This is a genomic window from Rhodanobacter sp. FW106-HT46G03 (assembly GCF_058789895.1).
Genome location: NZ_JBYTCC010000001.1, coordinates 3,460,056 through 3,481,073, shown reverse-complemented (window position 1 = coordinate 3,481,073; position 21,018 = coordinate 3,460,056). Strand labels below are relative to the sequence as shown.

At 68.5% G+C, this 21,018-nt stretch carries 20 protein-coding genes; 16 read left to right on the top strand and 4 right to left on the bottom strand.

Annotation, left to right across the window (positions count from 1 at the left end; genetic code table 11):
• Positions 1-47: 47 nt before the first annotated feature.
• Genes AC3WP6_RS15555 through AC3WP6_RS15545 form a run of 3 tightly spaced genes read right to left on the bottom strand, consistent with a single transcriptional unit; the run spans position 48 to position 2,259 of the window.
• Complete coding sequence (locus AC3WP6_RS15555; RefSeq protein ID WP_492628524.1) at positions 48-521, bottom strand: SixA phosphatase family protein; 474 nt, start codon at positions 519-521, stop codon at positions 48-50.
• A gap of 30 nt (positions 522-551) precedes the next feature.
• The gene (locus tag AC3WP6_RS15550; RefSeq protein ID WP_492628523.1) at positions 552-1,184 is read right to left on the bottom strand and encodes a nucleotide-binding protein; all 633 of its coding nucleotides are present in this window, start codon (positions 1,182-1,184) and stop codon (positions 552-554) included.
• A 49-nt stretch (positions 1,185-1,233) separates the two neighbouring features.
• Positions 1,234-2,259: a hypothetical protein gene (locus AC3WP6_RS15545; RefSeq protein WP_492628522.1), complete on the bottom strand. Its 1,026-nt coding sequence runs from the start codon at positions 2,257-2,259 to the stop codon at positions 1,234-1,236.
• Between the two features lie 174 nt (positions 2,260-2,433).
• Between AC3WP6_RS15545 and AC3WP6_RS15540 the strand changes: the two genes are divergently transcribed.
• Positions 2,434-2,628 (top strand): antitermination protein NusB, encoded by a 195-nt coding sequence (locus AC3WP6_RS15540; protein WP_492628521.1) that lies wholly within the window; start codon positions 2,434-2,436, stop codon positions 2,626-2,628.
• A 78-nt stretch (positions 2,629-2,706) separates the two neighbouring features.
• Here AC3WP6_RS15540 and speE read toward each other — a convergent pair whose 3' ends face one another.
• Complete coding sequence (speE, locus tag AC3WP6_RS15535; protein WP_492628520.1) at positions 2,707-3,561, bottom strand: polyamine aminopropyltransferase; 855 nt, start codon at positions 3,559-3,561, stop codon at positions 2,707-2,709.
• Between the two features lie 180 nt (positions 3,562-3,741).
• On the opposite strand from speE, the gene speA reads away from it, so the two are divergent.
• The 15 genes from speA to motD all read left to right on the top strand — a co-directional run bounded on the left by speA (position 3,742) and on the right by motD (position 21,004).
• A complete protein-coding gene (gene speA, locus AC3WP6_RS15530; protein ID WP_492628519.1) occupies positions 3,742-5,628 on the top strand; it encodes a biosynthetic arginine decarboxylase in 1,887 nt (628 codons plus the stop codon).
• A 910-nt stretch (positions 5,629-6,538) separates the two neighbouring features.
• On the top strand, positions 6,539-7,324 hold the full coding sequence (locus AC3WP6_RS15525) for a 3-hydroxybutyrate dehydrogenase (RefSeq protein ID WP_492628518.1): 786 nt from the start codon (positions 6,539-6,541) through the stop codon (positions 7,322-7,324).
• A 4-nt stretch (positions 7,325-7,328) separates the two neighbouring features.
• Positions 7,329-8,489: a patatin-like phospholipase family protein gene (locus AC3WP6_RS15520; protein WP_492628517.1), complete on the top strand. Its 1,161-nt coding sequence runs from the start codon at positions 7,329-7,331 to the stop codon at positions 8,487-8,489.
• Between the two features lie 377 nt (positions 8,490-8,866).
• Positions 8,867-9,136, top strand: a complete 270-nt coding sequence (fliQ, locus tag AC3WP6_RS15515) for a flagellar biosynthesis protein FliQ (protein WP_492628516.1) — start codon at positions 8,867-8,869, stop codon at positions 9,134-9,136.
• Positions 9,133-9,903, top strand: a complete 771-nt coding sequence (gene fliR / locus AC3WP6_RS15510; RefSeq protein ID WP_492628515.1) for a flagellar biosynthetic protein FliR — start codon at positions 9,133-9,135, stop codon at positions 9,901-9,903. Before fliQ ends, fliR begins: the two co-directional genes overlap by 4 nt.
• Positions 9,904-9,906: 3 nt before the next feature.
• Positions 9,907-11,043 carry a flagellar biosynthesis protein FlhB gene (gene flhB / locus AC3WP6_RS15505; protein ID WP_492628514.1) on the top strand — a complete coding sequence of 379 codons (1,137 nt, stop codon included), beginning with the start codon at positions 9,907-9,909 and terminating at the stop codon, positions 11,041-11,043.
• Positions 11,044-11,058: 15 nt separating this feature from the next.
• A complete protein-coding gene (flhA, locus tag AC3WP6_RS15500; RefSeq protein ID WP_492628513.1) occupies positions 11,059-13,149 on the top strand; it encodes a flagellar biosynthesis protein FlhA in 2,091 nt (696 codons plus the stop codon).
• A gap of 121 nt (positions 13,150-13,270) precedes the next feature.
• Complete coding sequence (gene flhF / locus AC3WP6_RS15495; RefSeq protein WP_492628512.1) at positions 13,271-14,626, top strand: flagellar biosynthesis GTPase FlhF; 1,356 nt, start codon at positions 13,271-13,273, stop codon at positions 14,624-14,626.
• Between the two features lie 14 nt (positions 14,627-14,640).
• Positions 14,641-15,588 (top strand): MinD/ParA family ATP-binding protein, encoded by a 948-nt coding sequence (locus AC3WP6_RS15490; protein WP_492628511.1) that lies wholly within the window; start codon positions 14,641-14,643, stop codon positions 15,586-15,588.
• Positions 15,585-16,313, top strand: coding sequence for an RNA polymerase sigma factor FliA (locus AC3WP6_RS15485; protein ID WP_492628510.1), 729 nt, complete (start codon positions 15,585-15,587; stop codon positions 16,311-16,313). Before AC3WP6_RS15490 ends, AC3WP6_RS15485 begins: the two co-directional genes overlap by 4 nt.
• A gap of 55 nt (positions 16,314-16,368) precedes the next feature.
• Positions 16,369-16,779, top strand: a complete 411-nt coding sequence (cheY, locus tag AC3WP6_RS15480; protein ID WP_492628509.1) for a chemotaxis response regulator CheY — start codon at positions 16,369-16,371, stop codon at positions 16,777-16,779.
• The gene (locus tag AC3WP6_RS15475; protein ID WP_492628508.1) at positions 16,776-17,408 is read left to right on the top strand and encodes a protein phosphatase CheZ; all 633 of its coding nucleotides are present in this window, start codon (positions 16,776-16,778) and stop codon (positions 17,406-17,408) included. Before cheY ends, AC3WP6_RS15475 begins: the two co-directional genes overlap by 4 nt.
• A gap of 12 nt (positions 17,409-17,420) precedes the next feature.
• On the top strand, positions 17,421-19,316 hold the full coding sequence (locus AC3WP6_RS15470) for a chemotaxis protein CheA (protein WP_492628507.1): 1,896 nt from the start codon (positions 17,421-17,423) through the stop codon (positions 19,314-19,316).
• A 3-nt stretch (positions 19,317-19,319) separates the two neighbouring features.
• Positions 19,320-20,060: a flagellar motor protein gene (locus AC3WP6_RS15465; protein ID WP_492628506.1), complete on the top strand. Its 741-nt coding sequence runs from the start codon at positions 19,320-19,322 to the stop codon at positions 20,058-20,060.
• Entirely contained in the window at positions 20,057-21,004 is a 948-nt protein-coding gene (gene motD, locus AC3WP6_RS15460) for a flagellar motor protein MotD (protein ID WP_492628505.1), read from the top strand. The genes AC3WP6_RS15465 and motD overlap by 4 nt, the downstream gene beginning before the upstream one ends.
• The last annotated feature ends 14 nt before the right edge of the window (positions 21,005-21,018 follow it).

Genomic DNA, 21,018 nt, shown 5'->3' with positions numbered 1-21,018 from the left:
GCGTCGCCGGGCAACCGCCGACCGCAAGCGGTCGGACGAGATGGGAGTCAGGGTGACCAGAACGCGTCGAGGCGCGCGCTGGCGGGCTCCAGCGAGCCATTGAGGTAGAGCACGGCGAGGCCGGCGGGCGGCATGCCGCGAAAACCGTCCGAGCGGCCTTCGACCAGCAGCGCCACGAGGCGCTCGATGCCGGGGTTGTGGCCGACCAGCAGCACGCTTTCGGCGTCGAAGTGCTGATCGAGCAGGGCGAGCAGTTCGCCGGGCGAGGCATCGTAGATTTCGTCCGCGCTTTGCACCGCAGGCGGCGCGGAGAACGCGGCCAGCGCGAGCTCGGCGGTTTGCCGGGTGCGCCGTGTGGGCGAGCACAGCACGCGCTGCGGGTGGGCGCCGTGACCGGCGAGCCAGCGGCCGGCGTCCAGCGCCTCGCGCTCGCCGCGCTCGCTCAGCGCGCGCTCGCTGTCGGTGCCGGTGGTGGCGGGAGGTTCGGCTTCGGCATGGCGCAGCAGGATCAGTTCGTGCATGGAAGACTCCGGTGGGTGAAAACCGCTGGCTCAGGCTTGGCGCCTGATCCAGCGCAGCAACGGTTTCCAATCCTGCTGGTGGCCCCGCACCTGTTCGGACTGGTAGTCGAAAATGCCCTTGCCCAGCGCCGTGAGCAGGACGTAGGCCTGACTGTCGCGCAAGCGGGCCACGATGGGAAACGGGGCTGCCGCGGCCAGCTCGTCGACCGCCGCCTGGCTGGCATTGGTCCACGGCTTGAGCCGGTTGGCCACCAGGCCCACCGGCAGCTTGCCGCTGCGGATGCGGCGGATCGCCTTGAGCTCGTCCAGGAACCGCAGCGTGGCGTCCAGATCGAAGCGCGAGGGCAGCACCGGCACCAGCAACACGCTGGCGAGCTCGAGGAACGGTTCCAGCTCGCGTTCGCCACTGCCGGCCGGGGTGTCGATCACGAGTTGCGCGGTGTCCTCCGGCACCCGTTGCAGTGCCTTGCGGGCGCCCTCGAAGGCCTGCACGGCGGGCATGTTGTCGGGTCGCCGTTCGGCCCAGCGGAAACTCGAACCTTGGCGATCGGCATCGACGATTGCCGTGTGCTGGCCGGCTTGTGCAAAACCCGCCGCCAGCTGCGTCACCACGGTGCTCTTGCCGCATCCGCCCTTGCTGCTTGCCACCAGCGTCACAAGCATGGAGTGCTCCGCTCGCGAAGGTGGCACCAGCCTAACCGGAGTCGCGGGGTTATGGGGAGGGGGTGGATGCTGAGGCGGCCGGGCTTGCCGGTTGCCAGCTGCCGGGAGCCGTGGGCGACACGCCGCGTGCGCGCAGCACGGCCTGGAGTTGGCTCATTTCAGTGCCGCCGGCGCGGGCGGCGGCCAGCAACGCTTGCGCGGTGGCGGCATCATCCGGTGCCGCGAGCGCCAGCTGGGCGTGGTTGTGCACCTGCCACGCGAGGTCGCGCGCCTCGCCCTGCGCCTTGCTGACGGCGGCCGGGTCGTCGCTCAGGGTTGCGATCAGATGCAGCCCGAGCGAGCGGGCAAGCGGGCTGGAACCCCAGGCGAGCAGCTGGCCCAGGCGCAGGCAGTCGGCTTTTGCCGTGGCATCGCCACTGTGGCCCTTGCACCACTGCGCCGCCACCGGCAGCACCGGGCGCGGTTGCAGGCGCGCATTGCCGAGCGCGATCAGCGCCTGCACGCCAAGCGCACCGCTGGCGCTCAGCGTGGCGGGCGGGGGCGGCAGCGCATCGACCACGCCGACCAGCGCGGTCAGGCTGGCGCCGGCGTAATCGTCGTAATGCGTGGCCGCGGCGGCCTTGGCGAGGTCGGCGCGGGCAGTCTTCGCTTTCAGGTCGCGGCTGTCGAGGTCGAACTTGAGCAACCAGACGGCGGCGTTGTCCGCGTCGGTTTCGGCGAGCTTGTGCAGCGCGCCCGGGTTTGGGCATTCGGCGCGCTCGCAATCGGCCAGCCGCAGCCACTGCGCGGCCGCGCCGGAACCCTCCGTGGCCACTGCGCGGTTCACCAGCGTGTGGAAACTCGTGGTCTTGGGTTGCCCCGTCAGCGGCCGCGCCAGCAAGGCTGCGCCGAGCAGCGGTGTCGCGGTCGCCCGCAGGGCGAGCACGCTGACCAGATCGTGCTGGAAACCCGTGAGCGCCTGTGCGCGCGCTGCGCCGGCATTCGGCACTGCGTCATTTGCATTCACGGCCGCCAGCGCGGGGGCAGCGAGCAGCGACAGGGCGCCGGCGAGGGCGAGGTGGTGCCATCGACGCATGGGGTGCTCCAGCGATCGCAAAGTCGCCAGCTTAGCGGCCGGGGGTTGAGGACGCTCTGAACGATGAATGAGCCGGGGGACGCCGCGGCGGACCAGCACCAAGGCGGGTTGTTAGGATGCCAGTTCGTCCGCGCGTTCGGCGCGCTCCACCACACAGGGGTCGGAGGATATGCCGTGAATCAACTTTCCAGTTTCGCCGAAGGCGCACCGTGGTTCGCCGGTTGGGGCACGCTGGCGCTGATCAATGCGGGCCTTGCGCAGGGCAAGCACCGCAGCGGCTTGATCTGGTTCCTGCTTTCGCTGCCGTTCGGCCCGCTGGCGACGCTGGCCCTGGTGCTGCTGCCGACGGTGCGCAGCAAGTTGTTTTGAAGGCCAAGGTTCGGGATCCAAAAGAGCGACAGTGCCGCCCGGCCCGGCTTGCCGGACCCCCATCCCGGATTTCGGGCCTTACTCCCCCAGTTCCTCGCGCATGAACTCCGGCATCGCCAGCGCGGCCTTGTGGATGTCGGCGTTGTAGTAGCGCGTCTTGAAGCTCTTGCTGAGCGCGCCGCGCTCGCGGAAGCCGGACAGCTCGCCGCCCTTGCGCGCGAGCGTGCAGCTCCACCAGCCGGTGGGGTAGCACGGCTGCGGGAACGGCAGCGTCTTCACTGCGGCAAAGCCGGCGGTGCGCATCGAGGCACGCATCGACTTGATGAGTTCGAGATGCGCCAGCGGCGATTCCGATTGCTGCACCAGGATGCCGCCATGACGCAGCGCCTTGTAGCAGCTGGTGTAGAACGCGGCGTTGAACAGCCCTTCGGCGGGGCCGACCGGGTCGGTGGAATCGACGATTACCAGGTCGATCGACTCCGGCTCGGCTTCGGCCATGTACTTGATGCCGTCGATGAACAAGAGCTCGGCGCGCGGATCGGCGTTGGATTCGCACAGCTCGGGGAAATACTCCTCGGCCAGCCGCGTCACGCGCTCGTCGATCTCGACCTGGGCCACGTGCTCCACTTCCTCGTGCTTCAGCACCTCGTGCAGCGTGCCGCAGTCGCCGCCGCCGATGATCACCACGCGCTTGGCGCGCGCGTGGGTGAACAACGCCGGGTGGGTCATCATTTCGTGGTACAGGAAATTGTCGCGGCTGGTCAGCATCACGCAGCCGTCGATCACCATCAGCCTGCCCCAGTCGGTGGTCTGGTGGATCTCGATCGTCTGGAACGGCGTCTTCTCGCTGTGCAGCAGGGCTTCGGTGCGAAAGCCGACGGAAGAGCCGGAGGGCTGGTGCTCTTCGGTGAACCAGCTGGTTTGCTGCGACATGGGCTTGCTCGACGTGGATGCCGGATGGTGGGCCGGTCATTGTATCCGAGCCGTGGCGATACAATGGCGCCTTGTGCGCGAATGGCCCCGCGGCGTGCGAGGCTTCCGGTCGTTCGCGCGGTTACCTACGTCAAGGCTCGCCGCTGCGACGACATGTTCCGTTGGTACGAGGAGTTCTCCATGTCGAAGCCCTGGAGCGTGGCCGCTGCGCGCCACGCCTACGCCGTGCCCCATTGGGGCGATGGTTACGTCGATATCGACGCCGCCGGCGACATCGTGCTGCGCCCGCGCGGCGAGCACGGCCCCGCCTTGTCGCTGCCCGCCATCGTCGAGCGCGCGCGCGGCGAAGGCCTGCGCCTGCCACTGCTGGTGCGCTTTCCCGACATTCTTGCCGACCGCCTTGCGCGCCTGCAGGCGGCGTTTGCGCAGGCGATCGCGGAGGCCAACTACGCCGGCCACTACACCGCGATCTATCCGATCAAGGTCAATCAGCAGCGCGGCGTGGCCGGCGAGCTGGTGGCTTCCGGCGCCAGCGGCTTCGGTCTCGAAGCCGGTTCCAAGCCCGAGCTGATGGCGGTGCTGGCGCTGGCGCGGCCCGGCTCCACCGTGATCTGCAACGGCTACAAGGACCGCGAGTACATCCGCCTCGCGCTGATCGGCAAGCGCCTCGGGCTCAAGGTGCACATCGTGATCGAGAAGCTCTCCGAGCTCGACCATGTGCTGGCCGAATCGCGCGCGCTGGGCGTGGAGCCGCTGCTCGGCGTGCGCGTGCGGCTGGCCTCGATCGGCGCCGGCAAGTGGCAGAACACCGGCGGCGACAAGGGCAAGTTCGGCCTCTCGCCCAGCCAGGTGCTGGAGCTGGTGGCGCGGCTCGATGCGGCCGGACTCAAGCACACGCTGAGGCTGCAGCACTTCCACATGGGCTCGCAGATCTCCAACGTGCGCGACATTGCCGGCGGCATGCGCGAGGCGGCGCGCTATTTCATCGAGCTGACGCGGCTCGGCGTGCCGCTCGACACGGTGGACGTCGGCGGCGGGCTGGGCGTCGATTACGAAGGCTCGCGCTCGCGCAGCAGCAACTCCATCAACTACTCGATGGCGCAGTACGCGCAGACCATCGTGCAGGCGCTGGCCGAAGCCGTCGCTGCCGAAGGGCTCACGGCGCCGAACATCCTGACCGAGGCCGGCCGCGCGATGACTGCCCACCACGCGGTGCTGGTGGTGAACGTGAGCGAGGTGGAAAAAGTGCCCGACGGCGCCATCCCGCTGCCCGACGCGCACGAGCCCGCGGTGCTGCGCCGCCTGCGCGAAACCTGGGAGGAGCTCGACCGCCGCCCGGCGCTCGAACTGTTCCACGAGGCCCAGCATCACCTGCACGAGGGGCAGACCTTGTACGCCCTGGGCCAGCTCGCGCTGGCCGACCGCGCGCGGTTGGACGAGTTGTACTACGCCATCGCCAACGCGGTGCGCGTGCGCCTGTCGCCGGCCGAGCGCGCGCATCGCCCGGTGCTGGACGAGCTGGACGAGAAACTGGTCGACAAGTATTTCTGCAATTTCTCGGTGTTCGAATCCACGCCCGACATCTGGGCGATCGACCAGATCTTTCCGATCGCGCCGATCGCCCGGCTCGACGAGGAGCCGACCCGGCGCGCGGTGATCGTCGACGTCACCTGCGATTCGGACGGCCGCATCGACCACTACGTGGATGCCGAAGGCGTCGACGTTTCCCTGCCGCTGCACGAGCTGCGCCCGGGCGAAAACTATCGCCTCGGCATCTTCATGGTCGGTGCCTACCAGGAGACGCTGGGCGACATCCACAACCTGTTCGGCGACACCGACGCGGTGAACGTGCGCGTCGACGGCGAGGGCTGGGTATTTGCCCACCAGCGTCGCGGCGATACCGCGGACCTGATGCTCGACTACGTCGGCTACGACCTCAAGGCACTGCGCGCGAGCTATCGCGAACGGCTTGCTGCGGCGGGTGTCGCCGGTGCGGAGGCGGAGGCGTTGTATGCCGATCTGGATCGCGGGCTGACGGGGTATACGTATCTCGCCGAGGCGGATTGAGGGCGGGGTATCGGGTGTCGTGTGGGGCTGGCGCTCGGTGCGGCATCAGGGCGGTTTGGCGTGGCACCAGCGCGACGCGCGGCATCAGAGCGGTTTCGTGCGCCCGTTGGGCGCGCGAGCTACTTTCTCTTTGCTTGCCCAAAGAGAAAGTAGCCAAAGAGAAACGGCACCCCGCGGCGGCGCTTTTTGCCCGTCCGTGGGCAAAAAGTCCGTGCGGCGGGGCCGGGCTTTTCGAGCGGGCATCCTGCCCGCGCGAAAAGGCGAGGCCATCCCTGGCCTCGCCCGCTGCGCGGCTTTTCGGACCCCGCCTCACCGCCGCCGAGGGGCCCCCAGAACAGCGGCGCGCATCGTGCGCGCCAGAAGCCAAAGTATCACCCGCGAGCGATCGGTCTGCTTCGGGCGCGCGGACGCGCGCCTGCGGTTGTGGGGCCCCTATGGCGCGGCGGGTGGGCGGCGGATAGTCCGTCAGGATGGCCCGCAGGGAGGCGGGCCAGTTTTCCGCCGGCACACGGAGGTGCCGTCGGAAAACCCCGCAGCCCACCCGCGCACCCGCAGGGCAGGATGCCCGGAGGGCGCGCCATCGGGGTGGCTTCTCTTTTGGCTACTTTTCTCTGGCCATTCAGAGAAAAGTAGCTCGGACGCCCAAAGGGCGTTCGAAACCGCTCTAGTGCCACGCCCACCGCTGGTGCTGCACGAAACCGCCCTGATGCCGCGCCCAACGCAAAACCCGCAGCGTCATTGTCCACAGCGTCCGCCGGCGCGAACGCATCTTCTCGCGACGGCTGCGGGAACTTGCCGCCCGAAGCGGTCTCCGGTCTTGGTTCGCGCCCGCCGGCCCATGGACGAAAGCCTCATGGTGCGGTAACACCCGCCGCCTACAATCGAGGCTTCACCTGCAAGGAGATGGCTCATGGGTAGTCTCGACGGCAAGGTTGCGCTGGTCACCGGCGCAGCCAGCGGCATCGGCAAGGCGATTGCCGAGTTGTACGCAAAGAACGGCGCGAAGGTCGCCATTTGCGACATCAACCAGGCGGCGGCCGACGCGACGGCGGCGGCGATCAACGCGGCCGGTGGCAAGGCGCTCGGGGTGGCGATGGACGTCACCAACGAGGCGGCGGTCGACACCGGTACCGACCAGGTCGTCGCCGCGTTCGGCGCGCTCGACATCCTTGTTTCCAACGCCGGCGTGCAGATCATCAACCCGATCGACCAGTTCAGCTTTGCCGACTGGAAGAAGATGCTGGCGATCCATCTGGACGGCGGCTTCCTCACCACCCGCGCGGCGCTGCGCCACATGTACAAGGGCGACCGCGGCGGCATCGTGATCTACATGGGCTCGGTGCATTCGCACGAGGCGTCCAAACTCAAGGCACCCTACGTCGCCGCCAAGCACGGCCTGCTTGGCCTGGCGCGCACGCTGGCCAAGGAGGGCGCACCGCACCATGTGCGTTCGCACGTGATCTGTCCCGGCTTCGTGCGCACGCCGCTGGTCGAGAAGCAGATCCCCGAGCAGGCAAAGGAGCTGGGCATCAGCGAGGCCGACGTGATCAAGAACGTGATGCTGAAAGACACCGTGGACGGCGTGTTCACCACGGTCGACGATATTGCGCAGACGGCGCTCTACCTCGCCACCTTCCCATCGGCGGCACTGACCGGGCAGTCGTTCGTGGTGAGCCACGGCTGGTTCATGCAGTAAGCCGATGCCCGAGCCAACCGAAAGCCTCGCGGCGCAAGTCGCGCGCGATTACCAGGACGTGGCGCTGGTGCTGCAGGGCGGCGGCGCGCTGGGCGCGTATCAGGCTGGCGTGGTCGAGGCGCTGGCTGGCGCTGGGGTGCACCCGCACTGGGTGGCCGGCATTTCCATCGGCGCGCTGAACGCGGCGATCATTGCCGGCAACCCGCCGGAGCGGCGGGTCGAACAGCTACACGCGTTCTGGGACACCATCTGCACGCCACCGCCGTGGCTCGGCGTGCCGGTGTGGTTTGACGCCAGCGGGCTGCCGGCGGGGATGCAGGGTGGACTGAGCAGCGTGGCCGCGTGGTCGGCGGTGGTGTCTGGCCAGAAGGGGTTTTTCCGGCCGCGCATGCCGCCGCCGTTCCTTGAGCCGCATGCGACGCCGAACAAGGCCAGCTGGTACGACACCACGCCGCTGCGCGCCACGCTGGAGCGCCTGGCCGATTTCGACCGCATCAACGACCCGCGCCAGATGCACGTGTCGGTGGGTGCGGTGAACGTGCGCACCGGCAACTTCGTGTATTTCGACAACACGAAGCAGCAGCTGCGTCCCGAGCACTTCATGGCCTCCGGCGCGCTGCCGCCGGGGTTTGCCGCGGTGGAAATCGACGGCGAGTACTACTGGGATGGCGGCATGGTGTCCAACACGCCGCTGTACCGCGTGCTGCACGATGAGCCGGAGCGCGACCTGCTGGTGTTCCAGGTGGATCTGTGGAGCGCGCGCGGCGAAGTGCCGCACGACCTCGCCGGCGTCGCCGACCGCGGCAAGGAGATCCAGTACTCCAGCCGTACCCGGCTGATCACCGATGCGATGCGCGAAGCGCGCTCGCGCAAGCGCATGCTGCGGGACCTGATGGCGCTGGTGCCGCCGGCGCGGCGCGAGGATCCCGCCTTCCTTGCGGCCGCGCAGGAATCCTGCAGCGCGCAGGTGAACCTGATCCACCTGATCTACCGCGACAAGCCGTACGAAGGCCACTTCAAGGATTACGAATTCAGCGCCGCCAGCATGCGCGCCCACTGGCAGGCGGGCATGGCCGACATGCAGCACACGCTGGATCATCCGCAGTGGTTCGCCCGCCCCTCCGTCGAACAGGCCTTCGTCACCCACGACGTGCACCGCGGCTAGCCGCGCCGCCGTCGCTTTTCTCGCTCCGCCCGTCGGGCAGGGCGGAGGGTCGCCGCAGCGCGCTCTGCCGATTCCCCATACTCGATTTTCGATTCCCCGCTTTTCGGACTGAAGCCCGACCCACGAGGTTGAAGCTCGCTGCAGCACGCTTTGCCCAATTCCCTATTCTCGATTCCCCATTCCCCGTTTGTCGGACTGAAGCCCGACCCGCAGGGCTGAAGCTCGCCGCAGCGCGCTCTGCCCGAATCCCGAATCCCGTATCTCCAATCCCAGCTCCCCAATCCCAGCCCCCCCGGCATGCAATTTGCTGTGTACCGTCGTGAGCGCAGCCATCCGCCAATTTCATGACGGACAGGGGCGCGCCGGAGCAAACGCGCATGACCCCTGAATCGGTGATGGAAATTGGCCAGCACGCGCTGTACGTGGCGATGCTGGTGGCGGCGCCGTTGTTGCTCACGGCGCTGGCGGTGGGCCTGCTGATCGGCGTGATCCAGGCGGCGACACAGATCAACGAGATGACGCTTTCGTTCATCCCCAAGCTGATTGCGATGGCGTTGGTGGGGCTGATTGCGGGGCCGTGGATGCTGCGGCTCTTGGTGCACTACACGACCCAGCTCATCGAGGGGTTGCCCGGAGTGATTCGGTGACCACGTTGGACGTGGCCTGGCTGCTGGGTTGGCTGGGCCGGTTCGTGTGGGCGTTGGCGCGGGTGGGCGGGCTGTGCCTGGTGGTGCCGATCTTTGGCGCCGCGGTCATCCCGATGCGGTTTCGCGCGGCGCTGGTGATGGTGCTCACGGCGGTGATGACGCCACTCGCGCCCGCCACGGTCAACGGCCTGGGGCTGCCCGGCATGCTGGATGCGGTGACCCAGATCGCAGCGGGCGCGGCGGTGGGATTCGTGCTGAAGCTGGTGTTCGAGGCGGTGGCGTTTGGCGGCGGGCTGGTGGGGCAGAGCATGGGGCTGGGCTTTGCCGAGGTGGTCGACCCGCAGGAAGGCCAGAACGCGAACGTGCTCGGGCAGTTCTATTTGATTCTGGTGACGCTGGTGTTTCTCGCGCTGGATGGCCACTTGCAGCTCATCGCGCTCCTGGCCGACAGCTTTCGCCGGCTGCCGGCGGGTGCGCCGGGAATCGACGCCAACGGCTTGCACGCGGTGCTGGTGTTTGCCGGGCAGCTGTTCGCCGGCGCGGTGCGCGTGGCCTTGCCGGCGATGACGGCACTGCTGGTGGTCAACATCGGGTTTGCGGCGATCAGCCGCGCGGCGCCGTCGATGAACCTGTTTGCGGTGGGATTTCCGATCAGCGTGACGCTTGGTTTTGTCGCGCTGTGGTTTTCGCTGCGCGCGTTGCCGGGCGCGTTCGCGGCGCTGCAGAACGACGCCTGGACACTGATGCGCCAGTTGTTCGGAGGCTAGGCCATGGCCGACGACAGCGACCAGGAAAAAACCGAACAGCCAACCGAAAAACGCCTGAAGGAATCGCGCGAAAAAGGCGAGGTTCCGCGTTCGCGCGACCTGACCGGTGCGGCGGTGGTGCTGGCCGGAGTGGCCGCGCTGATGGCTGGCGGGCCGGCATCCTTCGCACATGCGCAGCGCATTTTCCGCATCGGGCTGGGATATTCGCGCGACGCCCTGTTCAGCGACACCTTGCCGGCACGCGCCTTGGCCGAGGCGCTGCACGAGGCGCTGGCGCTGTTCGCGCCGGTCGCGATCGCCACGCTGGTAGCCGCGCTTGGCGCGCCGCTCATCATCGGCGGGCTCAATTTCAGCGGCAAGGCGCTGCAGCCGAAGTTGGAGCGGCTCGATCCGATCAAGGGGCTGGGCCGCATCTTTGCCGTGCGCGGGCTGGTGGAGTTGGCCAAGGCGCTGCTCAAGGTGATTTTCATCGGCGTGCTGCTGGCGCTGCTGTTGCGCCACTGGCAGGGCGACATGCTGCAGACCGGGCGCGGCCCGGTGTTTGGCGGCATTGCGTTGGCGCTCGGCCTGCTCGGCCAGGCTGGGCTGTGGTTTGGCGCGATCCTCGCCGTGATCGGCGGCATCGACGCGGTGTACCAGAAATACGACTACACCAAGAACCTGCGCATGAGTCGGCAGGAGATCAAGGACGAGATGAAGGAGAGCGAGGGCAGCCCCGAGATCAAGAGCCGCGTGCGCCAGGTGCAGCAGGCGCAGGCGCGGCGCCGCATGATGCAGGACGTGCCCAAGGCCGACGTGGTGGTGGTCAACCCCACCCACTTTGCCGTGGCGCTGCGCTACGACGACGGCAAGTCCGGCGCGCCGCGCGTGCTGGCGAAGGGCGCCGACCTTTTGGCCCAGCAAATCCGCACGGTGGCGGGCGAGCATCGCATTCCGTTGGTCGAAGCGCCGCCGTTGGCACGCGCCTTGTATGCAAGCACCGAGGTAGGCCGGGAAATCCCCGCGGCGCTGTATGTCGCGGTGGCCCAGGTGCTCGTCTACGTGTACCAGCTGAAACAGGCAGTGGCGCACGGCGACGCACCCCCGGTAGTGCCGAACCCCGAGGTCGATCCCGACTTGATGGGGCCCTATCGCATGTAAGGCAGAGTCAAAACCATGACGGGTGCGCAGGTGCTGGGCCAATTCAGGCAACTCACGCGGCGGGGGCTTGGCGCGCCGGTGATGCTGCTGGTGATGCTGGCAATGATGATGTTGCCGCTGCCGCCGTTTCTGCTGGACATGCTGTTCAGCTTCAACATCGCGTTGTCGCTGGTGATCCTCTTGGCGGTGGTGTACGTGATGCGGCCGCTGGAATTCGCCGCGTTCCCGACCGTGGTGCTGATGGCCACCCTGCTGCGCCTGGCGCTCAACATTGCCTCCACCCGCGTGGTGCTGCTGCACGGCCACGACGGCCCCGGCGCCGCCGGCAAGGTGATCGAGGCGTTCGGCGAGTTCGTCATCGGCGGCAACTTCGCGGTGGGCCTGGTGGTGTTCGCGATCATCACCATCATCAACTTCGTGGTGGTGACCAAGGGCGCCACCCGCGTGTCGGAAGTCACCGCGCGCTTCACCCTGGATTCGATGCCCGGCAAGCAGATGGCGATCGACGCCGATTTGAACGCCGGCCTGCTGACCCAGGAACAGGCGCGCGAACGCCGGCAAGAGGTGCGCGAGGAGGCGGATTTCTACGGCTCGATGGACGGCGCTTCGAAATTCGTGCGCGGCGACGCGGTCGCCGGCATTCTCATTTTGGCGATCAACATCATCGGCGGCTTCTTCATCGGCGTGATGCAGCACAACCTCTCCGCCGGCGAGGCCGCGCAGACCTACACCTTGCTGACCATCGGCGATGGCCTGGTCGCCCAGGTGCCGGCGCTGATGCTGTCGGTCGCCACCGCGATCATCGTCACCCGCGTGTCCAAGGCGCAGGACATGGGCCGGCAGCTCGCCGGACAGGTGTTCGGCCAGCCGCGCGCGCTGGCTGTGGCGGCGGCGGTGCTCGGCGTGATGGGGATCATCCCCGGCATGCCGAACGTGGCGTTCCTGCTGCTGGGCGCGGTGTGCGGCGGCGCGGCGTGGCTGCTGTTCAAGCGCCAGCGCGAGACCCGCGAAAAGCTCGCGGCGGCGCCGGCCGATGCCGCGGTACCGGCGGTGCCGCCGGAAAAGGTCGAGCTGAGCTGGGACGACGTGGCCAGCGTCGACGCGCTCGGGCTGGAGGTGGGCTACCGGCTGATTCCGCTGGTGGACGTCAACCAAGGCGGCGAGCTGATGGGGCGGATCAAGTCGGTGCGCCGCAAGCTCTCGCAGGATCTCGGTTTTCTGATCCCCGCGGTGCACATCCGCGACAACCTCGACCTTGGCCCCAACACCTACCGCATCGTGCTGATGGGGGTGCCGATGGGCGAGGCCGAGGTGCACAACGAGCGGCTGATGGCGATCAACCCCGGCCAGGTGCACGGCACCTTGCAAGGCATTGCCACCAAGGACCCGGCATTCGGGCTGGAGGCGGTGTGGATCGAGCCGGGCCAGCGCGAGCTGGCGCAAAGCTATGGCTACACCGTGGTCGACCCGGCGACCGTGATCGCCACCCACCTGTCCTACATCCTCGGCAACCACGCGCACGAGTTGCTCGGCCACCAGGACGCGCAGCAGCTGCTCGACCGCCTCGCGCAAAGCGCGCCCAAGCTGGTGGAAGACCTGGTACCCAAGCGCCTCGCGCTGGGCGTGGTGGTGAAGGTGTTGCAGAACCTGCTCGCCGAGCAGTTGCCGATCCGCAACATGCGCACCATCGTCGAATCCTTGGCGGAACACGCTGGCCAGAGTCAGGATCCCGGCGTGCTCACCGCTGCCGCGCGCGTCGCGCTGGGCCGCCAGATCGTGCAGGAAATCGCCGGCCTGGGCACCGAGGTGCCCGTCATCACCTTGGCGCCGGAACTCGAACAGATCCTGCTGGGCTCGCTCTCCGGTGGCGGCGTGGCCGGCGCCGCGGTGGAACCGGGCCTCGCCGACCGCCTGCAGCAAAGCGTGGCCGAAGCCGCGCGCAAGCAGGAACTGAGCGGTGAACCCGCGATTTTGCTGGTCGCCCCGCAGCTCCGCCCCTGGCTTGCCCGCTTCACCCGCCATGTGGCACAAAACCTGCACGTACTCGCCTACAACGAAGTCCCCGACAACCGCCGCGTGAGATTGGTGCAGGCGTTGGGGCGTTAGGAGCCGGGATGTGGGATGCGGGATTCGAGATTCGGAAAAGCAGCGATACCGCGAACTTGCGGCGCCTTGGCTCTTGCGAATCTCGAATCCCGCATCCCGAATCCCGCTTACGGAGTAATCCATGAAGATCAAACGATTCGTCGCGTCGGACATGCGTCAGGCCATGCGCGAGGTACGCGAGGAGCAGGGGCCGGAGGCGGTGATCCTGTCGACGCGGCGGGTGGCCGATGGCATCGAGGTGATTGCCGCGATCGACTACGACGAGGCGCTGGTGCGCGAGGCGGTGCGGCAAGGCACGCCGCGCGACGAGCTGCCGGAGGTCGCGGCCGCGACGCGGCCTGCTGCAGTGCCGCCGCTTCCACCGCCCCCCCCGCCGTTGCCGGTGCGTGCCGCGCCGCCAGCGCCACCGATGGAGCCGGCCGCCCAGGCCAGGTTGGCCCGGGTGACGGCGCGGGTCCCGCGCCCGGCGCCGGCAGTGTCGCCGCGGATGCCATCGCACGTCGCCGTGGCCGCTGCCGAGGGGCGCCCGCCGGCGCCGTTCGCCGATGCTGCGCGCGAAACCGCGCAGCTGCGCAGCGAGGTGGGTGACTTGCGCGAGCTGCTCGAAGGGCAGCTTTCCAGCCTCGGGTGGAACGATCTGGAACGCCGGCGTCCGCTGCGCGCCCGCGTGTTGCGTGAGCTGACCCGGCTCGGCATCGAGGCGGACGTCGCACGCCGGCTGGCCGACGAGCTGCCGGACGACCTCACGGCCGAGCAGGCGCGCTATCTGCCGCTGGGCCTGTTGAGCCGCAGCCTCACGGTGAGCGGGCGCAGCCTGTGCGGCGACGAGCGCGGGGTGATGGCGCTGGTCGGCCCCACCGGCGTGGGCAAGACCACCACCATTGCCAAGCTCGCGGCGCGTGCGGTGATGCGCCACGGCGCGGCGCAGGTGGCGCTGGTCAGTACCGACCATTACCGCATTGGCGCGGCGGCGCAGCTCGAACATTACGGCCGCCTGCTCGGGGTGCAGGTGTATCCGGCGTACGACGCAAAAAGCCTGCGCAAGGTGCTGGACATGCTGGCCGGCCGCCACGCGGTGCTGATCGACACCGCCGGCATGGCCGCCAGCGACCCGCGGCTCACCCAGCAACTCGAACTGCTGTCCGGCGCCGGTGCGCTGCGCGTGAGCCTGGTGCTGGCCGCGCATGCGCAGGTGCAGGCCCTGGAAGAGGCGGTCGGCGCCTATCGCCGCTTGCAGCCGCAGGCGTGCATCTTGTCCAAGCTGGACGAGGCGCCGGCGCTTGGCGGCGCGCTGTCGGTGCTGATTCGGCAACAGCTGGCGCTGGATTTCACCACCGACGGCCAGCGCGTGCCGGAAGACATCGCGCAGGCGGATGCGCGGGCGCTGGTGTGCCGCACCGTGCAATCCCTGCGCGGCAGCGCGCCGGATGACGGCGTGATGGCCGAACGTTTCGGCCTGGCAATGGTTGGGGCATGAGCAGGGAAATGGCAATGGATCAGGCGTTCGGGCTCAGCCAGATGCTCGCTGCGAAGGTGGCCAGGCCGGCCACCGGTACCAAGGCGGTGCCGGTGACCCTGCGTCAGGCCGATGGCCTGTTGACCTCGGTGCCGATGGCGCAGCGCGGGTGCCGCACGATTGCGGTGGCCGGCGGCAAGGGCGGCGTCGGCAAGAGCACGGTGGCGGTCAACCTCGGCATGGCGCTGGCGGCCGCCGGCAAAGACGTGATTCTGCTGGATGCCGACACCGGGCTGGCCAACGTGGATGTGATGCTGGGCCTGACCCCGGCGCGTCACATCGGCCACCTGCTGGATGGCGAGTGCACGCTGCAGGAGTTGCTGATCCCGGTGCGTGACGGGCTGCAAGTGGTGCCGGCCGGCTCCGGCGCACGGCGCCTCGCGCAGCTCAGCCCGACCGAGCATGCCGCCATCATCCGCGCATTCGACAGCCTGGCCGAGGTGCCGGATTTTCTCCTGATCGACACCGCGGCCGGGCTGTCCGACACGGTCACCATGTTTGCCTCGGCGGCGGCCGAAGTGATTCTCGTGGTGTGCGACGAGCCGGCCTCGCTGACCGACGCCTACGGGCTGTCCAAGGTGCTCAGCCGCGATTTCGGCGTGCGCCGGCTGCGCATGGTGGCCAACATGGTGCGCAACGAGGGCGATGCGCGCGCGCTCTATCAAAAGCTCGCGCGGGTGTGCGACCGTTTTCTCGACGTCACCGTCGAGCTGGTCGGTTTCATCCCGCACGACGAGCGTTTGCGCCAGGCGATCAAGCGCCAGGCGGCGGTGGTCGACGCCTGGCCGTCGGCGCCGTCGTCGCTGGCATTCAAGAAACTGGCGGGTACGGTCGATAAGTGGAAGGAGCCCGAGCGCGCGGGTCTCGACCGTATCTCCTTTTTTGCGGGCCGCACGGCCCCGGTCGGGGAGATGCCGAGATGAACGTGGCTTCGGGATATCTGCAACTCTCCCGCGAGAGTGCCGACGAACTGGTACGTCGGCACGCGCCGCTGGTCCGGCGGATCGCCTATCACCTGATGGGGCGGTTGCCGCCCAGCGTCGACGTGGGCGACCTGATCCAGGCAGGAATGATCGGTTTGCTCGAATCCGCCCGCAATTTCGCCCAGGACAAGGGCGCCAGCTTCGAGACCTTTGCCGGCATCCGCATCCGCGGCGCCATGCTCGACGAGCTGCGCAAGAGCGACTGGACGCCGCGCTCGGTGCACCGCAAGACCCGCGAGGTGGCCGAAACCATCCGCCAGATCGAGCTGGAGACCGGCGCCGAGGCGGAGGACGCCGAGGTCATGCGCCGGCTCGACCTGAGTGCGGAGGAGTACCACCAGATCCTGACCGACGCGACCTGCGCGCGCCTCCTGAGCCTCACCGCTGCCGACGAGGGCGAGGATTCGGGCGTGCTCGACGTCGCCGACGAAACCAGCCTCGGTCCCGCGCAAAGCCTCGAAGACACCGACATGCGCGAGGCGCTGACCGCAGCCATCACCGAGCTGCCCGAACGCGAGCAACTGGTGATGAGCCTGTACTACGAGCAGGAGTTGAACCTCAAGGAAATCGGCGCCGTGCTCGGCGTGAGCGAATCGCGGGTGTGCCAGATCCACGGCCAGGCCGTGATTCGCCTGCGCGGCAAGCTTTCCGGTTGGCGCAGCTGAGCCAGCGCACCCCATTCCCCAGGCCCTTGCCGGCCACCCGCAGCGGAGCAGACGTTTGGACAAGAACCTCAAAATCCTCGTGGTGGATGACTTTTCCACCATGCGGCGCATCGTCAAGAACCTGCTGGTCGAGCTCGGCTTCACCGCCGCGCTGATCCAGGAGGCCGACGACGGCGTCAACGCGATGGCCATGCTCAGGGCGCAGCCGTTCGACTTCGTGGTCACCGACTGGAACATGCCGAACATGACCGGCATCGACCTGCTCAAGGCGATCCGCGCCGAGCCGGCGCTGAAGGCGCTGCCGGTGCTGATGGTCACCGCCGAAAACAACCGTGACCAGATCATCGCCGCCGCGCAGGCCGGGGTGAATGGCTACATCGTCAAACCGTTCACCGCGGCCACGCTGGAAGAGAAGCTCACCAAGGTGTTTGAGCGTCTTGCCGCCGCGGGTGGAGCCAAAGCATGAATGCCAAGCAACCGATGGCGATGGATGCAGCGCTGCCGCCGCAGCTGCGCGAGCTGCTCAACAGCCCGGATGGCGCGGCGTTCGAAAAAGCGCTGGACGAGATGGTGCGCCAGCGCGAGCTCAGCCTGTTCCGCGCGCTGGGCAAGCTGGCGCGCGACCTGCACGACGCGGTGCGCCGGCTGGGCGGCGACCTCGCCGAGGAAGGCGTGCCGGGCATTGTCGCCGACGCGCGCCAGCACCTGCAGGAAGTGCTCGAGATGAGCGCCAGCGCCGCCAACCGCAGCCTGGACCTGGCCGAGCGCCTGCGCCCGCAGGCCGCGCTGCTCGCCGAGCGCGCCGCCGACGCGCTCAAGGCGGCGCCGGGCGACGCGCTGGCCGGCGAGGCAGCCACGTTCGCTGAAAACTGCCGCACCAGTTTCGCCAACATGGTGGTGGCGCAGTCCTGGCAGGACCTGTCCGGCCAGCGGATCAAGAAAGTGGCCACTTTCATCGGCTCGGTCGAGACTTCGCTGCTGGAGCTGGTGCGCCTGACCGGCGCGCTGGCCGGCGACGAAACCGCCAAGGCCGAGGTCGAGAAAGTCACCAGCCAGGAGGACGCCGACCGCCTCCTGAGCGAGTTCGGGTTTTGACGGACGCCTGCCGTGGCTGAGGGATTGGACAACGAGCTGAAACAGGATTTTCTCGTCGAGGCCGGCGAGCTGGTCGAGCGTTTGTCCGAGCAGCTCGTCGATCTCGAAAGAACGCCGGAAGACGCGGAGCTGCTCAACGCCGTGTTCCGCGCGTTCCACACCGTCAAGGGCGGCGCCGGGTTTCTTCAGCTCGAACCCTTGGTGCAGCTGTGCCATCACGCCGAGGATCTCCTGAACCTGGCGCGCAACGGCAAGGTCACGATCGACGCCGACTACATGGACGCGCTGCTCGAGACCACCGACCTCGTCACCGGCATGATGGGCGCGGTGGCCAACGACGAGCCGCTGGCGCCGGCTCCGGAAACCCTGCTCAAGGCCTTGCTGCCGCGCGGCAGTGCGCCGACTCCGGCTCCGGCTGCCGCACCGGCGCCCGCCCCTGCGCCCGCGCCCGGCACCATCAACGATGACGAGTTCGAAGCGCTGCTGGACAAGATGTACGGCACCAACGCGCCCGGCGCCGTCGCCCCCGCGCCGATCGCCCCGCCGGGCACCGGCGACGCCATCGGCGAGGACGAGTTCGAGGCGCTCTTGGACCAGCTGCACGGCAAGGGCGGCAGCCCCGGCCACGACCAGCCCGATGCGGTGCCAGCCGCTGCCGCGCCGGCCCCGGCTGCGGCCGCCGCGCCCGCCACCCAGCCTGCGGCGAAAACGCCCGTGCACCATGCCGCCGCCGCGGAAACCACGGTACGCGTGGATACCGCCAGGCTCGACGTGCTGGTGAACCACGCCGGCGAGCTGGTGCTGGCGCGCAACCGCCTGCTGAGCCTGGCCGCGCGCACCCGCGACGACGCGCTGGCCGCGGCTGCCACCGAGCTGGACCGCATCACCGACGAGCTGCAAACCTCGGTGATGGGCATGCGCATGCAGCCGGTGGGGCGCTTGTTCCAGCGCTTTCCACGCATCGTGCGCGACCTTTCCCGCCAGCTCGGCAAAGAGGTGGAGCTGGTGCTGGAAGGCGAGGACACCGATCTCGACCGCAGCCTGGTCGAGGCGCTGGCCGACCCGATGGTGCACCTCATCCGCAATGCGCTGGATCACGGCATCGGCCTGCCCGACGAGCGCGAGCGGGCCGGCAAGCCGCGCCAGGGCAGGGTCACGCTTTCCGCCAGCCAGCGCGGTGAGCGCATCATCATCATGGTCACCGACGACGGGCGCGGGATGGATCCCGAAATCCTGCGCCGCAAGGCGGTGGAGAAGGGCATCATCGACGCCGCACAGGCGGCGCGGCTCACCGAGGCGGAGTGCTACGAGCTGATCTTCCGCCCGGGGTTTTCCACCGCGGCCAAGGTCTCCGACATCTCCGGCCGCGGGGTCGGCATGGACGTGGTCAAGACCCGCATCACCGAGCTGGGCGGCACGCTCGGTGTGCACTCGCGCCTGGGCTGCGGCAGTGAGCTGGAGCTGGCGGTGCCGCTCACGCTGGCGGTGTTGCGCGTATTGATGGTGCGCGTGGGCGATCGCCTGCTGGCCTTGCCGCTGGGCAATGTCGAAGAGGTGTTCGAGCTCGAAGCGGGGCAGGCCACGCTGCTCGATGGTCGCCTCGTTGCCCGCCATCGCGACCGCGCGCTGCCGCTGGTCGATCTCGTCGACTGGTGCGGCGTGGCGGCGGAAACCGCGCGCCATGTCGCGGTGCTGCGCATCGGCCACCAGCGGCTGGGCTGCCAAGTGCACGAGGTGCTCGGCCGCGAGGACGTGATCGTCAAGCCGCTCGGGCACTTGTTCCACGGCGTGCCCGGCGTGGCCGGCGCCACCATCACCGGGGATGGCCGGCTCGCGCTGGTGATGGATCTCGCCAGCGTCGCCGACAACCCGGTGTTCCTCGCTCCGCCGTTGGCGAAAGTGGGGTAGGCCATGGACATCATCAGCATCGCCGGCACCATCCTGGCGTTTCTGGTACTGATTTTCGGCACCATCCTCAAGGGTTCCACGCTCGATGCACTGTGGAACCCGGCGGCGTTCGTCATCGTGTTTCTCGGCACCTTTGCCGCGCTGTTGGTGCAAAACCACGGCAAGGTGCTGAAACACGCGTGGCGGATGCTCAGGCTCATCTACCAGCCGCCGCGCCACCACCCGGACGACCTCGTCAGCCGCATCGTCGACTGGAGCGAAATCTCGCGCCGCCAGGGCTTGCTCGGGCTCGAGCCACAGATCGAGCACGAGGAAGATCCGTTTGTCAGCAAGGGCCTGCAGCTCTTGGTGGATGGCGGCGAGCCGGACGCGATCCGCGGCGCGCTCGAGGTGGATCTCGAAACCCGCGAAGCGGTGGACATGGCCGGCGCCAAGGTATTCGAGACCGCCGGCATCTACTCGCCCACGCTCGGCATCATCGGTGCGGTGATGGGCCTGATGGCGGTGATGCAAAACCTCACCGACCCCAGTCAGCTCGGCCACGGGATCGCCGCCGCGTTCGTCGCCACCATCTACGGCGTGGCGCTGGCCAATCTGTTCATGCTGCCGATGGCGGCGCGGCTCAAGACCCTGGTGGGCCGGCAAACCCGCATGCGCGAAATCCTGATCGAAGGCCTGGTGGCGATCGCGCAAGGCGACAATCCGCGCCAGATCGAAGCGCGCCTGCAGGGCTACCTGTCGTGAAGCGGCGCCACCACGAGGAGCACGTGAACCACGAGGCGTGGGCGATCCCATACGGCGATCTGCTCACCTTGCTGCTGGCGCTGTTCGTGGTGATGTACGCGGTATCGGTGGTGAACGAGGGCAAGTTTCGCGTGGCTTCCCACTCGCTGGTGCAGGCGTTTCACGGCGCCGGCCACCCGATTGGCCCGGCTGCGCCGGACAAGGCCGGTACGCCGCCGGTGGGCGTACCGGCGCCGGTGCGGTCGTCGCTCCGGCGCGCTGCCGTGCCGTTGCCGATGCCGGTGCGCGCGCCGGCATCGGTGCCACCGAAGATGGAAAAAATCGAGCAGCGGGTACGCGCTGCGCTCAAACCACTGATCGACAAGAAACTCGTTGCCTTGCGCCGCGACAAAGAGAACTGGCTGGAAATCGAAATCCGCAACGACGTGCTGTTTCCCAGCGGCATTGCGCAGCTGTCGCCCTCGGCCCAGGGCGTGCTGCGTACGCTGGCCGGCGTGCTGGTCGGGTTCGGCAATCCGCTGCGGGTCGAGGGCTTCACCGACGACGTGCCGATCGCCAACGCCACCTATCCGTCCAACTGGGAGCTGTCCGCCGCGCGCGCCGGTTCCGTCGCCCGCCTGTTTGCCGGCGATGGCATCACCCAGGATCGCTTGAGCATCGTCGGCTGGGGCGAAATGCGCCCGGTCGCCGACAACGCCACTGCGGAAGGCCGCAGCCGGAACCGCCGCGTGCTGATCGTGGTGATGGGCAACGGCGCCGCCGCACCGCGCGAACCCAGCGGTAGCGATGATCTCGATCGCCAGCCCGGCGTCACCGCGCGCGACGCGGTACTGCCCACGGTGAAGGTCGATGGCACCGGGGCGGTGAACGGCATGCCGCCACCGGTGTCGGCGCCGGTCGCGTTGCCGGTGCCGATGCCATCCGTGCGGGTTCCGTTACGATGACTGTGCGCTTTGCC